Source organism: Pannonibacter anstelovis, from assembly GCF_036881715.1.
Taxonomy (GTDB): domain Bacteria; phylum Pseudomonadota; class Alphaproteobacteria; order Rhizobiales; family Stappiaceae; genus Pannonibacter; species Pannonibacter anstelovis.
Map to the genome: position 1 here is coordinate 1 of NZ_JBAKBF010000002.1, position 14,157 is coordinate 14,157.

At 62.5% G+C, this 14,157-nt stretch carries 13 protein-coding genes; 5 read left to right on the plus strand and 8 right to left on the minus strand.

Translation table 11 applies throughout. The annotated features are described in order from the left end of the window. Window positions 1-171 precede the first annotated feature (171 nt). The 4 genes from V6L75_RS02840 to V6L75_RS02855 form a co-directional block, all read right to left on the minus strand. A complete protein-coding gene (locus V6L75_RS02840) occupies window positions 172-630 on the minus strand; it encodes a BLUF domain-containing protein (protein WP_334250019.1) in 459 nt (152 codons plus the stop codon). A 199-nt stretch (window positions 631-829) separates the two neighbouring features. Next, window positions 830-1,282 (minus strand): BLUF domain-containing protein, encoded by a 453-nt coding sequence (locus V6L75_RS02845; protein WP_334250020.1) that lies wholly within the window; start codon window positions 1,280-1,282, stop codon window positions 830-832. A gap of 103 nt (window positions 1,283-1,385) precedes the next feature. Next, window positions 1,386-2,072 carry an SDR family oxidoreductase gene (locus tag V6L75_RS02850; RefSeq protein WP_334250021.1) on the minus strand — a complete coding sequence of 229 codons (687 nt, stop codon included), beginning with the start codon at window positions 2,070-2,072 and terminating at the stop codon, window positions 1,386-1,388. A 136-nt stretch (window positions 2,073-2,208) separates the two neighbouring features. Further along, window positions 2,209-4,188: a bifunctional 2',3'-cyclic-nucleotide 2'-phosphodiesterase/3'-nucleotidase gene (locus V6L75_RS02855; RefSeq protein WP_334250022.1), complete on the minus strand. Its 1,980-nt coding sequence runs from the start codon at window positions 4,186-4,188 to the stop codon at window positions 2,209-2,211. Window positions 4,189-4,402: 214 nt separating this feature from the next. Here V6L75_RS02855 and V6L75_RS02860 point away from each other — a divergent pair, with 214 nt between their 5' ends. The 3 genes from V6L75_RS02860 (at window position 4,403) to V6L75_RS02870 (ending at window position 7,846) form a co-directional block, all read left to right on the plus strand. Further along, window positions 4,403-5,575, plus strand: a complete 1,173-nt coding sequence (locus V6L75_RS02860) for an Mrp/NBP35 family ATP-binding protein (protein WP_334250023.1) — start codon at window positions 4,403-4,405, stop codon at window positions 5,573-5,575. Between the two features lie 147 nt (window positions 5,576-5,722). Further along, window positions 5,723-6,601: a DMT family transporter gene (locus V6L75_RS02865; protein WP_334250024.1), complete on the plus strand. Its 879-nt coding sequence runs from the start codon at window positions 5,723-5,725 to the stop codon at window positions 6,599-6,601. A gap of 3 nt (window positions 6,602-6,604) precedes the next feature. Next, on the plus strand, window positions 6,605-7,846 hold the full coding sequence (locus V6L75_RS02870; protein ID WP_334250025.1) for a multidrug effflux MFS transporter: 1,242 nt from the start codon (window positions 6,605-6,607) through the stop codon (window positions 7,844-7,846). Window positions 7,847-7,869: 23 nt separating this feature from the next. Here the strand turns inward: V6L75_RS02870 and moaA are convergent, their stop codons facing one another. Then, the gene (gene moaA, locus V6L75_RS02875; RefSeq protein WP_334250026.1) at window positions 7,870-8,886 is read right to left on the minus strand and encodes a GTP 3',8-cyclase MoaA; all 1,017 of its coding nucleotides are present in this window, start codon (window positions 8,884-8,886) and stop codon (window positions 7,870-7,872) included. 164 nt (window positions 8,887-9,050) lie between these two features. On the opposite strand from moaA, the gene V6L75_RS02880 reads away from it, so the two are divergent. Both V6L75_RS02880 and V6L75_RS02885 read left to right on the plus strand, forming a co-directional pair. Next, the gene (locus V6L75_RS02880; protein WP_334250027.1) at window positions 9,051-10,514 is read left to right on the plus strand and encodes a cryptochrome/photolyase family protein; all 1,464 of its coding nucleotides are present in this window, start codon (window positions 9,051-9,053) and stop codon (window positions 10,512-10,514) included. Between the two features lie 276 nt (window positions 10,515-10,790). Next, a complete protein-coding gene (locus tag V6L75_RS02885; protein WP_334250028.1) occupies window positions 10,791-11,150 on the plus strand; it encodes a gamma-butyrobetaine hydroxylase family protein in 360 nt (119 codons plus the stop codon). Window positions 11,151-11,163: 13 nt separating this feature from the next. Here V6L75_RS02885 and V6L75_RS02890 read toward each other — a convergent pair whose 3' ends face one another. The 3 genes from V6L75_RS02890 to V6L75_RS02900 all read right to left on the minus strand — a co-directional run bounded on the left by V6L75_RS02890 (window position 11,164) and on the right by V6L75_RS02900 (window position 13,999). Further along, on the minus strand, window positions 11,164-11,760 hold the full coding sequence (locus V6L75_RS02890; protein ID WP_334250029.1) for a L,D-transpeptidase: 597 nt from the start codon (window positions 11,758-11,760) through the stop codon (window positions 11,164-11,166). Between the two features lie 241 nt (window positions 11,761-12,001). After that, window positions 12,002-12,793: an AttM family quorum-quenching N-acyl homoserine lactonase gene (gene attM / locus V6L75_RS02895; RefSeq protein WP_334250030.1), complete on the minus strand. Its 792-nt coding sequence runs from the start codon at window positions 12,791-12,793 to the stop codon at window positions 12,002-12,004. 51 nt (window positions 12,794-12,844) lie between these two features. Beyond that, window positions 12,845-13,999, minus strand: coding sequence for an iron-containing alcohol dehydrogenase (locus V6L75_RS02900; RefSeq protein ID WP_425498677.1), 1,155 nt, complete (start codon window positions 13,997-13,999; stop codon window positions 12,845-12,847). Window positions 14,000-14,157: the final 158 nt, after the last annotated feature.

The window sequence follows — 14,157 nt, forward strand, 5'->3', positions numbered from 1 at the left end:
GTTCTGGGCTCGGCCAGCGGCCTTGCCCGCGACGCAGAGACGCTGAAGACGGAAGTGGCCCGCTTCATCGCACAGGTGCGGGCTGCGTAAGCTTCAGCAGATCACGTCAAACAGCGAAGGCCGGGCAGCAATGTCCGGCCCTTCGATTGGCGGCCGGGGCTTTGCGGATCTTCAACTGTTCAAAAGGAAGTCGTGCCGGCGGGATGACTGGGTGACGACCGCCAGCAGAGTTTCCAGCTCCCGGGTGTGAAGATGGAGCAAGGCCAGCGTGTCAACTGCGTGACTGAGTTCCTGAAGCACTTCCGAAGCAAGCTGAAGACAGCAGTCCGGCGCGGTGACTGTGGTTCCGGCAAAGGTTCTTTCCGGAATATAGCCCTCGCTCAGAACGCGCAGATTTTTATGCCGGCTATCCCTGGAAATGCGTCCGAAGGTGTCTTCAACATCGTCTGCCTCGCCCTCGAGGCTCTGGAAGAATTTCCCGTCCGCGAAGAACAGGCATCCTGTCAGTCCAAGCCTTGCGTTGTTTCTGAGGCATTGCTGTCCGAGTGTGTGGATGCTGACACGCAGGTCGGGCTCGAACGCGTGGGTCTTCGCGTCGCTCATGTAAGAGATGTGATAAAGCTGCGGCATGCTATCCCCTCCGCATAATTGTGAGGGAATTTACGCAGCGGAAATTCAACCTGAGTTAACTGTGAGGATAAAAATTAAATTTTTGCGATAGATGTTTTTCTCTTGCATGCAACCTGACTGGGCCGGGCTCCAAAGTGCCGCCATGCGCAGGGCTCAGCAAGAGGTGAGCCGCTTGCTGAGCAACTGGATGGTTTCCCGTCTATCCGGCCAGAAGTGCGTCCTGATTGCGGCTTGGCTGGGTGATGACGGACAATAGCGTCCGGATCTCGCGGATGTGAAGCTGATGCTGGGGGAAATCCAGCACCGCGCTGACTTCGGCAAGCGCCTCTGCCGTCAGGCTCTTGTCGCCATCACAGCTTGCGGCCATCTCGGGAAACTCGCGGGCTTCAATGGGCCCCTCGCTGAGAACACGCACGTCCGTATGCCGGTTATCGCGTGAAATCCGGCCAAATGTATCCTCGACGTCTTCCTGCGAGCCCTCAAGCACCTGCAGGAAATGCTGTCCGGTGAAGACAATGCAGCCCGTCAGGCCCGACGCGGCATTTCTTTTGATCGCTGCTGCCGTGATGGCTTCGAAACCCTTCTCAGGTGTGGGCTGAAGGGCAGGCAGCTTTGCGACGCTCAAGTAGCAGATATGGTAGAGACCCGGCATGGAGACCTCCGTGTTCCCGTCTATATCAGAAGCTTACGTGAAGGTTGCTCTGCTTCGATTAAGCTTTCAGATAAAATTTAAGGAATTTTGTTTGCCGAGTATTTCAGAACTCACGTTCCTCACCGGTCCAGCGGAAGAAGCGTCCTGTCCGTGTAATGTCAAAATTCTCGATAAGGCCGACGATACCGCTGGCCACTTCTTCCGCCGTGAGATCGGCCTCGCCGCCGCCCATGTCGGTACGCACCCAGCCCGGATCGATCAGCCCGACGGCGATGTTCTCCGGCTCCAGATCGGTGGCAAGGCATTGCATCACCTTGTTCACTGCGGCCTTTGAAGCCCGGTAGGCAACCCGGTCGGACTTGGCATAGCCCATCCATGACATCTGGCTGGAGATCGTCAGGATCCGCGGCTGTGCCGCCTTGCGCAGGCGCGGCAGAAAAGCCTGCGCCACGGCGAGGGGTGCGAGGGTGTTGATCTCCAGCGTGCGCAGGAAGCCGTCAAAATCCATGTGGAGGGCACTTTGGTCCTGCCCGTCCGGTCCGATGATGCCGGCGTTGTTGAGCAGAACATCAATTGCCTGCGGACTGGAGGCAGCCGATGCCGCAAGGGCGTCCCGGTCTGCCACATCAAACAGTTGAGGGCGGAACAGGGGCCCGAGTTCTGCGGCAAGCCGGTCTGCATCCTCTTCCCGCCGCATGCTGCCGAGAACCGTCCAGCCGCGCGCGAGAGCGACCTTTGCAACAGCCAGACCGATCCCTCTGTTTGCACCTGTGATGAGCATGACGGGCATGGGCAAAACGTCTCCTGCACGTGAAAGAAAAAGCCGCCGGAAATGACCGGCGGCGATCCGTTCCAAGTCAACCTAGGGCGGCCCGGGTCAGGCGGCAACCACGCGGTGAAGATCCGGCGCGGTTGCCGTCTGCCGCTCAGAGCGTGATGCGGTAGCGCGCGAAGCCGTCGGCGCCGTCGCCTGCCGGTTCGATCTTCACACCCTTGACGGAAGCCGCATGGGCCTTGCCGCCAGGGCCGGTGTCGAACAGGACTGTGGTGCCGGGCATGGGCTTGAAGGTCCAGTTGGCATCGGCGCTTGGGCTGATCGTGCCCTTTTCGACGATATAGCGCACCAGCGCATCGCGGTTGGTGTCGGGACCGGCGAAGATGACGACACTGTCGTTGATGCCGGGGAAGCTGCCGCCTCCGCTGGCACGGTAGTTGTTGGTCACGACAACGAACTTCTGCTCCGGATCAACCGGCGCGCCATTATAAGCGAGATTGACGATGCGGTTTGCTTCCGCATTGAGCACCTCCCCCTTTTCGCCATACTTCGACGGCTGCGACAGGTCGACCTGATAGGTGACGCCATCGATGATGTCGAAGTTGTAGCTCGGGAAGGTGGGCTCGATCAGCATCTCGTCCTTCGCGCCCGGCGTGATCTGGCGGAAAATGCCCACAGACCGTTCCAGCCACTCCTTCACGTCCTTGCCGGTGATGGCCACCGCCTGCACCGTGTTGGGATAGAGGTAGAGATCGGCAACGTTCTTGATAGCCACATCGCCCACCGGCACGTCGGTGTAATACTCGGGGCCGCCGCGTCCGCCTGCCTTGAAGGGGGCGGCTGCGGAGAGGACGGGCAGGTTCTCCCACTCGGTGCCCTTGAGCATTTCGGTGATGTACCAGATCTGCGCCTGCGAGACGATCTGCACGCTGGGGTCATCGGCGACCAGCGCGAAATAGGAATGCAGCGGTGCGTCGGTCTTGCCGACCGGGCGGCGCACATAGGCGAGCGTCGCCTCATGCTCGGCCTTCACGGCGTCCAGCACGTCCTGCTGGCTGTCCACGGTTGGGGTGACCGTGCGGCCTTCCTTCGTGTAGATCGGCCGTGCTTCGGTGCTGAAGCCGGTGATGCGCCAGCTGTTGCCGTCCCGCGCCAGCATCAGGTCGATGACGCCCAGATGCGAGCCCCAGAAGCCGCCCATGGCAGCGGGCTTGCCGAAGAGCGTGCCCTTGGCCGTGTCCACGCCCTCAAGGCCGTCAAATGCTGTGCCGGGGAAGACGAGATGCTGGTGGCCGGTGAAGATGGCATCGATGCCTTCGACAGCGGCCAGGTGCAGCGAGGCGTTCTCCATGCCGCCGGCATAGGTTTCGGCCGAGATGCCGGAATGGGAGAGGGCGATCACGAGGTCGCAGCCCTGCTCGCGCATTTCCGGGACGAAGGCCTTGGCCGTCTCCACGATGTCGCGGGCGTTGACGCTGCCTTCCAGATGCTTGCGGTCCCAGTTCATGACCTGGGGCGGCACGAAGCCGATGAAGCCGATGCGGATCGGATAGTCCTTGCCCGAGCCGTCGCGGATGGTCTTGTCGACGATGACATAGGGCTTCAGCAGCGTGGTGTCGCTGCGCGGACCCGCGGAAAGCTGGCCCTTGGCAAGGTTGGCGCAGACGACCGGGAAATTGGCGCCAGCCAGCACCTTGTCGAGGAACTCGAGGCCGTAGTTGAACTCGTGGTTGCCGAGGGTTGCCGCGTCATAGTCCAGCACATTCATGCCCTGGATCACCGGATGCAGGTCACCGGCCTTCATGCCGCGCTCATAGGCAATGTAGTCGCCCATCGGATTGCCCTGCAGGAAGTCGCCATTGTCGACCAGAACAGAGTTGGCGGCTTCATTGCGGATGGCGCGGATCAGCGAGGCTGTGCGTGCAAGGCCTGCGGTATCCACCGGCTTGTCGGCGTAATAGTCATAAGGGAAGACATGGACGTGGAGATCGGTCGTCTCCATCAGGCGCAGGTGCGCCGTGCCTTCCTGCGCATGCAGGGAGTAGGGATGAAGGGCGGCAGCAAAGCCGGTGGCGGCTGCACCCAGCAGCAGGCCGCGCCGGGTGAGACGGGGGGAAAGCAACTCGTTCATGCCGAAATCTCTTCGCAAGGCCGTGGCCTGTGGAACGGGGAAGGACAGGCCGTGACGAGCCTGCAGGGGCAAGTTGTAGGCCCGCAATCTTGTCGCTTCAATGACGGTTGCGGCACCTGGTGCGATTGACGGGGGCGGGTGAGCGGATAAGTTACGGCACGAGGTGAGCGGGATGCTTCGTGCAAGCCCCAAGAGCAGACAGGACGCCATCAGCATGAGCGAACAGATCAAGGCGGCAGTGCATCAGGCGCTGTCGCGCATTCCCGGCCCGGACGGAAACGGCGACATTGTATCGCTTGGCCTTGTGTCCGATGTGTTTGTCTCTGACGGCCGCGTGGCCTTTTCCATCACGGTGCCGGCAGAAAAGGCCCGCCAGATGGAGCCCCTCCGGCTGGCGGCAGAGACTGCTGTGAAGGCCGTTCCGGGCGTTGAGAAGGCGATGGTGGCGCTGACGGCAGAGCGCACCTCCGGTTCATCCTCTGCCCCGGCGCCGCAAGCTCACGGTCATGCCCATGGTCATTCCCATTCCCATGCTCAGCCGCGCGCGCCGCAGCCGCAAGGCGCAGGGCCGGCCAAGGCAGGCGTGCCGGGCGTGTCGCACATCATTGCCGTTGCTTCCGGCAAGGGTGGCGTCGGCAAGTCCACTACCACGGCCAACCTTGCACTGGCGATGAAGGCCAACGGCCTGAAGGTCGGTGTCCTGGATGCCGATATCTATGGCCCCTCCGTGCCCCGTCTCTTTGGCGTCTCCGGCCGGCCTGAGCCGGTAAGCGGGCGCATCATCAAGCCGCTGGAGGGCCATGGGCTCAAGGTCATGTCCATCGGCTTCATGGTCGAGGAAGACACGCCGATGATCTGGCGCGGGCCGATGGTCATGTCGGCGCTGACGCAGATGTTGCGGGAAGTGGCCTGGGGCGAGCTGGATGTTCTGGTGGTCGACATGCCCCCCGGCACGGGCGACGCCCAGCTGACGATGGCCCAGCAGGTGCCGCTGTCGGGTGCGGTCATCGTCTCCACGCCGCAGGATCTGGCGCTGATCGATGCGCGCAAGGGTCTGAACATGTTCCGCCGTGTGGATGTGCCGGTGCTCGGCATCATCGAGAACATGAGCTATTTCATCGCGCCGGATACGGGCAAGCGCTACGACATCTTCGGCCATGGCGGCGCCAAGGCTGAGGCGGAGCGGCTGAACCTGCCGTTCCTCGGCGAAGTGCCGCTCGACATGGACATCCGCATCAACTCCGACGCAGGCACGCCGATTGTTATGGCTGACCCGCAAGGTGCGCATGCCGCCGTCTACCGGGATATTGCCGCGAAGGTCTGGGCCAGCGTGACTGGTGAAACGGGCGAGGTCCGCCGCGCGCCGCCGCGCATCGTGATCGACTGACGCTGTTTTCCGCCTGTGCCGTGCTGCCTCTTGCAGTGCGGCATAGGTGGATGGTTGACCTTTGCACATAAAGGCGGGAAAGATTTCCCACGTCTCCCGCTTGTGGCACCTGTTCCGTGCCCGGCGCTCCCGGATCAGGATTGTCACGTGGATCTTCGAGAAAACAGCAAGGCCATCACGGCAATGTTGCTGGCTATGGCTGCATTCCTCACCAATGATGCCATCGTCAAATTCATTCATGACGAGCTGCCGCTCGGGCAGATCATCGTCATGCGCAGCGTCTTCGCCTGTGCATTGATATATGCGGCATCTGTCGTGACGGGTGTGCACAGGGAGTTCCGGCATCTGGCGCATCCGACCGTAGGCTGGCGGACATTGGGCGAGCTGGGGGCAACCTTTTTCTATCTGGTGGCGCTCATTCATTTGCCAATCGCCAATATTACCGCGGTGCTGCAGTCCCTGCCGCTGCTGGTGACAGCGGCCGCTGCCATCTTCCTCGGCGCGGCGGTCGGCTGGCGGCGCTGGACGGCGATCGGCATCGGCTTCGCCGGTGTGCTCATCATCATCCGGCCCGGTGTGTCAGGTTTCAACGAATGGTCGCTTGTGGCACTGTGCGGGGTGTTCTGCATGGTGCTGCGCGATCTCTCCACCCGGCGCATGCCGCAGGCGATCCCCACATTCGGCGTCACTCTTGTCACCTGCTTCGGTGTCATGGCGCTGGGCGGGGTGATCGTGATTTTTGAAGGCTGGCAGCCCATGACGGCCCGTCAGCTTGCCATCATTGCTGCCGGATCCCTGTTCCTGCTGGCCGGCTATATCTTCATCATCATCGCCATGCGGTTAGGAGATATCGCTGTCGTCTCGCCCTTCCGCTATTCCAGCATTCTCTGGGCCATTCTGATTGGCTACGTTGTCTGGAGCGAGGTGCCGGATACGCTAACGTTGTTTGGCACGTCAATCGTGGTGGCAACGGGTGTCTACACATTCATCCGCGAGCGCAAGCTGGCGCAGCAGGGGCAGGGCTGAACCATGGATGCGGCCACGAACGCGCAGATGCAAGGTGCCGGGCAGACGCCCTCCGGCGGGCGGCGCCCTCCCTTGGCAATCCTGATTGCCATCTCCACGATCAGCCCGCTGGCAATGAACATCTATCTGCCCTCCCTGCCGGGCATGATCAAGGCTCTGGAGAGCACAGCCGCCGAGGTGCAGCTCACCATGTCGCTCTATCTGGCGGCGGTGGGGCTGTCGCAGCTTGTGCTGGGGCCCATATCCGACCGCTATGGCCGCCGCCCGGTGGTGGTGACCGGCATGGCCGTCTTTGTGCTTGGCACGCTCATCTGCCTGGCTGCCACGTCGGTCGAGACAGTCATTTTCGGGCGCATCGTACAGGCTGCGGGCGGCTGTGCGGGGCTGGTGCTGGGCCGTGCCATCGTGCGCGATCTTTATGAGCGCGAACAGGCAGCCAGCATGATCGGTTATGTCACCATGGGCCTTGCGGTTGGCCCCATGCTTGCCCCTGCCATGGGCGGGGCGCTGGATGGCGTTGCCGGGTGGAAGGGCGGCTTCTACCTGATGCTTGCCATCGGCATTGCAGTCACGCTTGCGGCCTGGGCCTGCCTGCATGAGACCCATCACGACCGCAGCCAGTCCGCCAGCGTCACGAGCCTTCTGGCCAGCTACAGGGCGTTGAGCCGGGAGCGGCTGTTCTGGGCCTTTGCCAGCGTGTCCATGTTCACCTCGGCCGTCTATTTCGCCTTCCTTGGCGGAGCTCCCTTTATCGCTTCGGAAGTGCTGGGGATGACGCCGCTGACGATGGGGCTCTATTTCATGATGGTGGCCGGTGGCTACATCGTGGGTAACGGCCTGTCAGGCCGCTTTGCGGCGCGCGTTGGCGTGCTGCGCATGATTGTCATTGGCTCGCTCATGCCGGTTGTCACGGTGGTGCTTGCTGCCGTTCTCTTCAGTGCCGGTATCTACCATCCCTTCTCTCTGTTCCTGCCCATGTGCATTCTGGGTCTCGGCAACGGCATTTGCCTGCCCAGTGCCTTGTCCGGGGCCGTCAGTGTGCGTCCGGATCTGGCTGGTGCGGCGTCAGGTCTTGCCGGCAGCATGCAGATCGGCCTTGGCGCAGGTGTGTCCGCGCTGGTGGCCTGGATGCTGTCTCAGAGCATGTATCCTGGCACGGTCTGGCCGCTGCTTGTGGTCATGGGTGGCTGCGTGACGCTGACACTCGTATCCGTCATTGCGTGCTACCGCAGCGAACGGGTCTAGGACAGGGCAGGAAGAGCCTGCGTTCAGCCGCCGGTCACGCTCATGTGGCGGGAGACGGAAGGGCGGTTGGTGCGCCTGTCGATGACAAAGTCGTGCCCCTTCGGTTTGCGGCCGATGGCTTCATCAATGGCGCGCGACAGGAGCTCATTCCCTTCCGAGGCACGCAAGGGCGCGCGCAGGTCGGCGCTGTCGTCCTGGCCGAGGCACATATAGAGCATGCCCGTGCAGGTGATGCGCACCCGGTTGCAGCTTTCGCAGAAATTATGCGTCATCGGCGTGATGAAGCCGATGCGCCCGCCGGTTTCCTCGATCTGCATGTAACGAGCCGGGCCGCCGGTCTTGTAGGGAATGCCGGTAAGCGTGAAGCGCTCTGACAGCCGGGCGCGCACTTCGCTCAAGGGCAGATACTGATCGGTGCGGTCAGCGTCGATCTCACCCATGGGCATGGTCTCGATCAGTGTCAGATCATGGCCTTCGCCATGGGCCCATTCCATCATAGGGACAATTTCGTCCTCGTTGACGCCCTTCAGCGCAACCATGTTGATCTTGATGGACAGCCCGGCGGCCTTGGCGGCCTTGATGCCTTCCATCACCTTGGACAGATCACCCCAGCGGGTGATGGCGCGGAAGCGGTCTGCATCCAGCGTATCGACGGAAACATTGAGACGCCGCACGCCGGCATCTGCCAGCTCGGCGGCATAGCGGGCGAGCTGCGAGCCGTTGGTCGTCAGCGTCAGCTCGTCGAGCGCACCCGACTGCAGGTGGCGGGAAAGGGAGCGGATCAGCCCCATGATGCCCTTGCGCACCAGCGGCTCGCCGCCGGTCAGCCGCAGGCGCCGCACGCCCTTGCCGATGAAGGCGCTGCACAGACGGTCCAGTTCTTCCAGTGACAGCACTTCGCGCTTGGGCAGAAAGGTCATGTCCTCCGCCATGCAATAGACACAGCGGAAATCGCAGCGATCCGTCACCGAGACGCGCAAATAGGAGATGTCGCGCCCGAAAGGATCGGTCATGCGTGGCATGGCCGCTGCGTCACTCATGCGTCTCTCCCTCATCCACGGCATACATCCGGCCGCGTTCTATCCGTCAGGGAATAACGTAGACAGTTTTTTCCCGAGAGCAAGATGGCACCGCGCAAAGTGATCTCACAGACGCAGAATGACGTACAAACAAACACTTGATATTTATCCCGGACAGCCTTGCCATGCCCTCTCAGCCACGTGACCGCACCACGATTGCCTGGTTCCGCCAGGATCTGCGCCTTGCCGACAATCCGGCACTGTTCGAAGCGGCAAAGGCGGGCGCCGTGGTGCCGGTGTTCATTCTGGAAGAGCCGAAGGACTGCGGCGAAACCCACCCGATGGGCGGGGCAAGCCGCTGGTGGCTGCATCATGCGCTGGCGGCACTGGACAAGAGTCTGGGCGGCAGGCTGGTGCTGATGCGCGGGCCCGCGGGCAAGGCGCTGGAAGCGCTGGTTAAGGAGACGGGCGCCTCAGCCGTTCACTGGAACCGCTGTTATGAGCCGCATGCGATTGCCCGCGACAAGAAGCTGAAAGCGGATCTCATGGCCGCCGGCCTCGAGGTGCGCAGCTTCAACGGCTCGCTGCTGCATGAGCCCTGGGAGCTGGAAACGAAGACCGGAGGCCCCTTCAAGGTCTATTCGCCCTTCTGGCGGGCGGCGCTCGCCAAAGCCGTTGCGGCGCCTTTGCCTGCGCCGGAGGCACTGGACATTCCGCAGGTCAGTTTGTCCCTTGCGCTTGACGACTTTGCACTTCTTCCGGTCAAGCCGGACTGGGCGGCTGGCTGGCTGGATCTCTGGCGGCCGGGCGAAAAGGGCGCGGCGGAACGGCTTTCAGCCTTTCTGGAGGAAGGGCTCGATGGCTATGGCGAGCTGCGCAACCGGCCTGACCTGCCCAATGTTTCGCGTCTCTCTCCACACCTGCATTTCGGCGAAATATCCCCCCGGCAGATCTGGACGGCCACCCGCTTCCACACGGAGCAGTATGGCCACCTGCAGAAGGATGGCGACAAGTTCCTGTCGGAAATCGGCTGGCGGGAGTTCTCGTATCACCTTCTCTACCATTTCCCGCATCTGCCGGAGCGCAACTGGAAGCCCGCCTTCGATGCCTATCCCTGGGCCGAGGATGATGCGGCGCTGAAGGCCTGGCAGAAGGGTCTGACCGGCTATCCCATGGTCGATGCGGGCATGCGTGAGCTGTGGGCCACTGGCTACATGCACAACCGGGTGCGGATGCTGGTGGCGTCCTTCCTCGTCAAGCATCTGCGTTTGCACTGGCATCATGGGGAGGAATGGTTCCGCGACACGCTGCTGGACGCGGATCTGGCCAACAACTCCGCCAGCTGGCAGTGGGTGACAGGCAGCGGCGCCGATGCCGCGCCCTATTTCCGCATCTTCAATCCGGTGGGGCAGGGGCAGAAGTTCGATCCCGATGGCGCCTATGTGCGCCGCTGGTGCCCGGAACTGGCAAAGCTGCCGGACGAATTCCTCCACTGCCCGCATGAGGCGCCCGAGCGCATCCTGAAGGCGGCAGGTGTTATTCTGGGCCGCACCTATCCACGCCCCATCGTCGACCACGCCGCAGCACGTGCCGCGGCATTGGCGGGATATGATGCGGTGAAGCAGGCAGGGCTCGAGGCGGCGGTGTGAGGCGGTTCAGCTGGTTGTCTCCCTCTCCACAGTCATCCCGGCCAAGCGCAGCGCGAGCCGGGACCGGTGAGCCGGGGTGCATATTGGGTGAAAGAGGTAAGTGAGCCGGGACGCCGTGGCTCACCGGTACCGGATCTCGGCTTCGCTCTCGTCCGGTATGACGAAGGAGGGGCAACATGCAGTCTTGCCGCAGCAAGTGCCTCGCCACCAGCCTTGACCTTTGCGGGCGGGGGGCTATCGTCCGGCGCGAACCGTCATCCATCAGGACAAGCCCGAATGACCGCCGTCTGGCCCACCGAACTGCGCCTCTCCAGTGACAAGCGCACCCTCACCGTCAGCTTCGATAATGGCGAGACGCATGCCTTTCCGGCAGAATATCTGCGCGTTTGCTCGCCCTCGGCGGAGGTGCAGGGCCACGGGCCGGGGCAGAAGAAGACCGTGCCGGGCAAGCGCAATGTGCTGATCTATCAGGTGGAGCCGGTCGGCAACTACGCTGTCCGCCTGCATTTTGATGACATGCACGACACGGGCATATTCACGTGGTCCTATTTCCTCGAACTTGCTCACGAGGAAGACCGCCACTGGGGCACATATCTGCGCGAACTGGAAGAAAAAGGCCTCAGCCGCGACCGGTGAGGCCAGTTCCCCCTCAGCGCTTCACGATCACCGTCGCGCCCACGTCCACGTTTTCATACAGATGGGTCACGTCGTCATTGGCAAGGCGGATGCAGCCGGATGAGACGGCGGTGCCGATGGTCCAGGGCTGGTTGGTGCCGTGGATGCGGTAGAGCGTCGAGCCGATGTAGAGCGCCCTTGCGCCCAGCGGGTTGTTGGGCCCGCCTTCCATGTGCACCGGCAGGATGCGGCCCTTGGCGCGCTCCCGGGCACGCATCTGCGGCGGCGGCGTCCAGCCCGGCCATTCGGCCTTGCGGGTGATGCGGTGAGTGCCTGACCACTGCATGCCTTCCAGCCCCACGCCGACGCCGTATTTCATCGCCTTGCCACCTTCGCGGATGTGGTAGAGGCGGCGCTCGGTGGTGTCCACGATGATCGTGCCCGGCTTGTGGGGGCCGTCATAGCGCACCATCTGGCGCTCGATGGGGGACTTGCCGCTGTTGTACAGGCCCGGACCGTATTCCACCCAGCTCTTGGTCGCCGGATCAAAAAAACGCCCGCCCTGCGCTACTGCAGAACCGGTTGCTGCGACAATCATCAGCGCTGCCAGCGCGCCCGTAAGTCTTTTCATTGCTGTCCCCTTCGTGCCCGTCTGGACGGTTCACCACTCCACTCCGGTGATGACGCTATGTCACATCACATTTCCGCGCGCTTAACGCCGCAGCGAAGACATGAGAAAACCATAGCGAAGACTTGGGCAGGGGATGTGCCGCCCGTCACATGCGTGAGGTTTAAAGGACGAGAAGCTTCTGAAAGTGAAAAAGGGGCCGCAGCGGCCCCTTTTCCGGTGTCCGTGTGACAGTGCTTCTGGCTCAGGAATAGAAGTCCGGAGCCTTTTTGAAGTTGGCCCAGGCGTCCGGATCATGGCCGGTGACGACCATGGCGCCGGTCCGTTCTGCCAGGGTCCGCAACTTCTGCACCGAACGCACCGTATCAACGGTGGAGGCGAGGAAGCCCGGCAGGGCCTTCTCTTCCCAGTGATCCACCGTATAGGCGGCATCAATGGTCAGGAGGATCGGCTTGCTGTTCGGCAGGCGCACAAGGAAAGACTGGTGGCCCGGCGCATGGCCCGGCGTGAACACGGTGGTCAGCGTGCCGTCGCCATAGATGTCGTAATAGTCATCCTGCGTGCCATTGAGGAACTGCCACTTCAGGCCCGGACGGTCGAAGTCCTTGCGGATATAGCCGCCGCCGGCGAACCAGTCCGGCGTGAAGGCATATTCATATTCGCAGCGCTGCACGATGTGCGTGGCATTGGGGAAGCGGCCAATGGCGCCGGTGTGGTCAAGGTGCAGGTGCGACTGCACCACATACTTGACGTCTGCCGGATCAAAGCCGAGCGCCTTCACCTGATCGACGCAGCCCTTGTCCTTGTCCAGAACCGGCATGTAGACGTCGCAGATCGAGCCCCAGTAGCCATAAGGGTCGGTTGCCACCTCAATGGCGTTGCCGCCGTCGATGATGGTGTGGCCCTCAGGATGGGTGATCAGGAAGAACGGCACGGGGATTTCGTAATCCGCGCCATTGCCCTGGTTCATCTTGATGTTGTGCACCTTGCATTTCAGGGTGCCGGACTGGAGCATGTACAGTCTGATATCGGTCACGTGGATCCTCCCATGGGTTGTGACTGATTGACAGGAAACGGTCAACGGGGATCAGTAGGCTTCGCGGTAGAGGGCGAGCGCGTCTTCCTCGCGGACTTCGACGGGGTTGTTGACCAGCAGCCGTGTCTGCTTCATGGCGTCGGCGGCGAGCATGGCAAGGCTGTTGTCTGTGACGCCCACATCGCGCAGGCGGCGCGGGGCGCCGCTGGCGTCCATCAGCTTCTCCATATGCGCAACGAAATCAGCGGAGCGCTTTTCTGCGTCACCCTGACCTGCAACACCCAGCACATCGGCAAGTTCCGCATAGAGCGGCGCTGCGGCCTTGGCGTTGAAGCGCAGGACCGGCCCGAGCATCAGCGCATTGGAGAGCCCGTGCGGGATGTGATAGTGCCCGCCCAGCGGATAGGCGAGGGCGTGGACGGCGGCCACCGGCGAGTTGGCAAAGGCCTGACCGGCCAGCGTCGCACCCAGCAGCATGCCTTCGCGCGCGGCGCGGTTGCTGCCGTCTTCGCAGGCGGCAATGAGATTGGCGCCGAGCAGACGCAGCGCCTCGCGGGCAAGCGCATCGGACAGCGGGTTCTTCTTGTGGCGGCTGGTGTAGGCCTCGATGGCATGCACCATGGCATCAATGCCGGTCGCTGCCGTATGCACCTTCGGCAGGCCTACGGTCGTTTCCGCATCCAGCAGCACATAGTCAGCGTAGAGCTGCGGCGAGACGACGCCCATCTTGGTGGTTTCACCCGTGGTGATGATGGAAATGTTGGTCACTTCCGAGCCGGTGCCAGCCGTCGTCGGCACCAGGACCAGCGGCAGGCGGCCGCCCTTGACGTTGCCGATGCCATACATCTCCGCCAGCGGCTGATCGGATTGCAGCAGCACGGCAACCAGCTTGGCGATGTCGAGCGACGAGCCGCCGCCAAGACCCACGACGATGTCAGTGCCCACCTTGCGGGCTTCGTTCACGCAGCCGTGCACCACATGCTCCGGCGGATCGGCGACCACCTTGTCGAAGATGGTGACGCCGAGCCCGGCGGCCTTGATGTTCTCAGCAATCGGCGCGATCAGTCCGGCCTTCACCAGTCCGGCATCGGTGACCAGCAGCACGTTCTGCGCGGAAAAGCGGGCCTTGAGGATTTCTCCCAGCCGCTGCGCACCGCCCCAGGCCACTTCCATGGCCGGAACCGTCCGGAATTCAAAGGGGTTCATGGTCATCTCGTTTCCTCCGTTGCCCCTGACGGCTGACAGGCAGGCCGGGACATATTTTTGCTTTCAGAATCGTCTTTCCTGTGGCTGCCGTAGCCGCAGGGCAGGGAGTAAAGATTCAGATTGACCAATTCTTCCTCTCTGCAGTAAGTTCAATATAT

Excerpts from the sequence above, each read along its gene's own strand:
- V6L75_RS02855 (WP_334250022.1), bottom strand. The coding sequence starts at position 4,188 with ATGAACGAGTTGCTTTCCCCCCGTCTCACCCGGCGCGGCCTGCTGCTG.
- V6L75_RS02840 (WP_334250019.1), bottom strand. The coding sequence starts at position 630 with ATGCCGCAGCTTTATCACATCTCTTACATGAGCGACGCGAAGACCCAC.
- V6L75_RS02870 (WP_334250025.1), top strand. The coding sequence starts at position 6,605 with ATGGATGCGGCCACGAACGCGCAGATGCAAGGTGCCGGGCAGACGCCC.
- V6L75_RS02860 (WP_334250023.1), top strand. The coding sequence starts at position 4,403 with ATGAGCGAACAGATCAAGGCGGCAGTGCATCAGGCGCTGTCGCGCATT.
- V6L75_RS02880 (WP_334250027.1), top strand. The coding sequence starts at position 9,051 with ATGCCCTCTCAGCCACGTGACCGCACCACGATTGCCTGGTTCCGCCAG.
- V6L75_RS02850 (WP_334250021.1), bottom strand. The coding sequence starts at position 2,072 with ATGCCCGTCATGCTCATCACAGGTGCAAACAGAGGGATCGGTCTGGCT.
- V6L75_RS02900 (WP_425498677.1), bottom strand. The coding sequence starts at position 13,999 with ATGAACCCCTTTGAATTCCGGACGGTTCCGGCCATGGAAGTGGCCTGG.
- V6L75_RS02890 (WP_334250029.1), bottom strand. The coding sequence starts at position 11,760 with ATGAAAAGACTTACGGGCGCGCTGGCAGCGCTGATGATTGTCGCAGCA.
- V6L75_RS02845 (WP_334250020.1), bottom strand. The coding sequence starts at position 1,282 with ATGCCGGGTCTCTACCATATCTGCTACTTGAGCGTCGCAAAGCTGCCT.
- moaA (WP_334250026.1), bottom strand. The coding sequence starts at position 8,886 with ATGAGTGACGCAGCGGCCATGCCACGCATGACCGATCCTTTCGGGCGC.
- V6L75_RS02885 (WP_334250028.1), top strand. The coding sequence starts at position 10,791 with ATGACCGCCGTCTGGCCCACCGAACTGCGCCTCTCCAGTGACAAGCGC.